The following is a 4,171-nucleotide window of genomic DNA, read 5'->3' as shown; positions in this document are numbered from 1 at the left end:
ACACCGGACTGCGCACCGTGTCCGTCTACTCGGCCCGGGAGAACACCACCGGCGAGATCGACACCGACGCCTGGACCCGGCACGCCACCGGCACCGTGACGGCGTCGGCGGCGGACACGCCCGCCTTCGACACCACGGTCTGGCCGCCCGCCGGAGCCGAACCGGTCGACCTCGACATCAGCGCCTTCTACACCGGCCTGCTGAGCCACGGCTACGCCTACGGCCCGGCGTTCCAGGGACTGCGCGCGGTGTGGCGGCGCGGAGAGGAGATCTTCGCCGAGGTCGCCCTGCCGGACGAGCAGCGCGACGAGGCGGCACGGTTCGGCCTCCACCCCGCCCTGCTCGACGCGGCCCTGCACACGGACGCCTTCGCCCAGCCGGACGACGGACACAACGTCCTGCCGTTCTCCTGGACCGGACTGGAGCTGCACGCCGCCGGCGCCGCGTCCCTCCGGGTACGGATCGCACCCCGCGGAACCGACGTGCTGTCCCTCGCCGCGGCCGACGAGAACGGCGGTCTCGTCCTGACCGTCGACTCGGTGACCTTCCGCCCGGTGGACGTCGGACAGCTCGACGCCGCCGCCACGGCCGGCGAGGACCGCGACGCCCTGTTCACCGTCGCCTGGACCGACCTCCCCGCGACAGCCAGGACAGCGGACACCGCACCCGCATGGGCGCGGGTCACCACCGCGGCCGAGGTGACCGCACTGAAGAGCGAGGGGTCCGAGGCCGCCGTCCTGGACCTCCGGGGCACCGGCGACGGCGACGAGGAGGCGCTCACCCGGACCACCGCCGCTCTGGAGGTCGTCCAGGCATGGCTCGCCGACGAGGACGCCGAGGACGCGCGGCTGCTGGTGGTGACCCGGGGCGCGGTGCCCGCGGGCGGCGCCGCCACGGTGACCGACGCGGCCGGCGCGGCGGTCTGGGGCCTGGTCCGCGCGGCGCAGGCCGAGAACCCGGACCGAATCGTCCTGCTAGACCTGGACCCGGCCACCGACCCGGCCACCGACGAACCGTCCGACGACCTCCTCGCCACCCTCCTGGCCTCCGGGGAACCGCAGGTGGCGGTGCGTGGTGCGGCGCTGTCGGTGCCGCGCCTGGTCAGGGCGGACCTGGCGGCGGGAGAGCCGTCCGGCGGTGAGCCGACCGTGGCGTTCCGTCCGCAGGGCACGGTGCTGGTCACGGGCGGTACCGGTTCGCTGGGCGCGTTGGTCGCCCGTCATCTGGTCGTGCGTCACGGGGTGCGGCATCTGGTGCTGGCCAGCCGGCGGGGCACGGAGGCCGGGGGTGCCACGGAACTGGTGGCCGAACTGACAGGCCTGGGCGCCGAATCGGTGTCCGTGGTGGCCGCCGACGTCTCCGACCGTACGCAGGTGGCACGACTGCTGGAGTCGATCCCGGCGGAGCGTCCGCTGACGGGTGTGGTGCACACGGCCGGCGTCCTGGACGACGGCGTGATCGGCGCCCTCACCCCGCAACGTCTCGCCCGGGTCTTCGCACCCAAGGTGAGCGCGGTACGGCACCTCGACGAGCTGACCCGCACCCTGGACCTGACGGCGTTCGCCGTCTTCTCCTCCGCGTCCGGGCTGTTCGGCTCGGCCGGCCAGGGCAACTACGCCGCCGCCAACGCCTACCTCGACGCGGTCGCCCACCAGCGCCGGACCGCCGGACTGCCCGCCACCTCGCTCGCCTGGGGCCTGTGGGAGCAGACCAGCGGCATGACCGCCCACCTGGGAGCCGCGGACCAGGCCCGCATGAGCCGGGGCGGCGTCCTGCCCATCGGCTCCGCCGAGGGCATGCGCCTCCTCGACGCGGCCCTCGACACCGGCGAGGCGCTCCTGGTCCCCATCAAGCTGGACCTGCGGGCCCTGCGCGCCGACGCGGCAGCGGGCCGCACCGTCCAGCCCCTGCTGCGCGGCCTGGTCCGCACCGGCCGCCAGACGGTTCGCACCACCGCCGCGGACAGTGGCGGCGGCCTCACCCGCCGGCTCGCCGGACTCGCCCAGGCCGAACAGGAGGCCCTGCTCCTGGACCTCGTCCGCGGCCAGGTCGCGACCGTCCTCGGCCACGCCGGGGCGGAGAGCGTGGGCCCGGAGACGGCGTTCAAGGACGCCGGGTTCGACTCGCTCACCTCCGTCGAACTGCGCAACCGGCTCCGCGAGACCACCGGCCTCAAACTGGCCGCCACGGTCGTGTTCGACTACCCCAACCCGCTCGCTCTGGCCCGCCATCTGCACACGGAACTGGGCACCACCAACGACGCCCTGTCGCTGGTGCACGAAAGGATCGAGGACATCGAGTCGCTGATCGCCGGACTGCTGTCCGACGAGTCCAAGAAGGCAGACATCGTGCTCCGCCTCCAGGGCCTGGTCGCGAAGTGCAACGGAGTGGTCGAGGAGACACAGGGTTCCGCCGTGGCGGAACAGCTGGAATCCGCCTCCGCCGATGAGGTCCTCGACTTCATCAACGACGAACTCGGAATCTCCTGACCGTCACGTTTTCGCGGACCGTCAAACCCTCGGTGAGGAATGGAAGATGGCCACAGAGCAGGAACTCCTCAAGTACCTCAAGCGCGTCACCACCGAACTGCACGACCTGCGCCGGCAGGTCCGGCGGAACGCGGACGAGCCGGTCGCGATCGTCGGCATGGCATGCCGGCTGCCCGGCGGTGTGACGACTCCGGAGGAGCTGTGGCGGCTGGTCGCCGAGGGCCGGGACGCCGTGTCCGACTTCCCCGCCGACCGAGGCTGGGACCTGGACACACTGTTCGACGACGATCCCGACAAGGCGGGCACCTCCTACGCCCGCCAAGGCGGATTCCTGCGCGACGCCGGCCTGTTCGACGCCGAGTTCTTCGGTGTCTCACCGCGTGAGGCGCTGGCGATGGACCCGCAGCAGCGACTGCTGCTGGAAACATCGTGGGAGGCGCTGGAACAGGCCGGCATCGACCCGCTCACGCTGAAGGGCGCGGACGTCGGCGTCTTCAACGGCATCATGGGCGTCGACTACTTCTTCGGCGGCAACCTCCCGCCGGAACTGGAGGGTTACGCCGGCACCGGCGGCGCGGGCAGCGTCGCCTCCGGCCGCGTCTCCTACGTGTTCGGCTTCGAGGGGCCCGCGGTGACCGTGGACACGGCCTGCTCCTCGTCCCTGGTCGCCATCCACCTCGCGGCCCAGGCCCTGCGGCGCGGCGAGTGCTCGATGGCCCTGGCGGGCGGCGCCAGCGTCATGGCCACCCCGCACACCTTCGTGGACTTCTCCCGCCAGCGCGGCCTCGCCGCCGACGGCCGCTGCAAGTCCTACGCCGACACGGCCGACGGCACGGGCTGGGCGGAGGGCGCGGGTGTCGTCGTGCTGGAGCGGCTGTCGGAGGCGCGGCGCAAGGGGCACCGGGTGCTGGCGGTGATCCGGGGCAGCGCGGTGAACCAGGACGGCGCGTCCAACGGGCTGACCGCCCCGAACGGTCCCTCGCAGCAGCGTGTGATCCGCAAGGCGCTCGCGAACGCGGGGCTGACGCCGGCGGACGTGGACGCGGTCGAAGGCCATGGCACCGGCACGGTCCTGGGCGACCCGATCGAGGCACAGGCCCTCCTCGCCACCTACGGCCAGGGCCGCGAAGAGCCCTTGTGGCTCGGCTCGTTGAAGTCCAACCTCGGCCACACCCAGGCCGCCGCCGGCGTCGCCGGCGTCATCAAGTCGGTGCAGGCCCTGCGCCACGGCATCCTGCCCGCCACCCTCCACGCGGACGAGCCCAGCAGCCGCGTCGACTGGGACGCGGGCGCGGTCCGGCTCCTCCACCGCACCAGCCCCTGGCCCGAGATCGACCGACCGCGCCGAGTGGGCGTGTCCGGGTTCGGTGTGAGCGGCACGAACGCACACCTGATCCTGGAGCAGGCACCGGACGAGGCACCGGAGGAGGGCGCCGCCGAGCCGGTCGTTCCGGCCGACGGTGTCCTGCCGCTGGTCGTCTCGGCCCGGAGCGCGGGATCCCTCGCCGGCCAGGCGGCCCGGCTGACGGAGTTCACCGGCACCACGGACGCACACCTGGGCCACATCGCCGGCGCCCTGGTCACGCAGCGTGCGGTACTGGCCGAGCGGGCGGTCGTGGTCGCCGGTTCTCGTGAGGAGGCCGTGGCGGGGCTGGGTGCGGTGGCCGCGGGGGAGTCGTCTC

The 4,171-nt window shown here is 73.3% G+C and carries 2 protein-coding genes; both read left to right on the top strand.

Annotation, left to right across the window (positions count from 1 at the left end):
- On the top strand, positions 1 to 2,489 hold a 2,489-nt coding region (locus ACF1BE_RS34990), incomplete at its 5' end, for an SDR family NAD(P)-dependent oxidoreductase (RefSeq protein WP_392203023.1).
- A 46-nt stretch (positions 2,490 to 2,535) separates the two neighbouring features.
- Positions 2,536 to 4,171, top strand: a 1,636-nt coding sequence (locus ACF1BE_RS34985; protein WP_392203022.1) for a type I polyketide synthase, incomplete at its 3' end; no start/stop codon positions are given.

This window comes from Streptomyces sp. NPDC014991 (genome assembly GCF_043080665.1).
GTDB lineage: Bacteria > Actinomycetota > Actinomycetes > Streptomycetales > Streptomycetaceae > Streptomyces.
The sequence above is the reverse complement of the archived record's forward strand: the minus strand, read 5'-3'. Positions and strand labels throughout refer to the sequence as shown.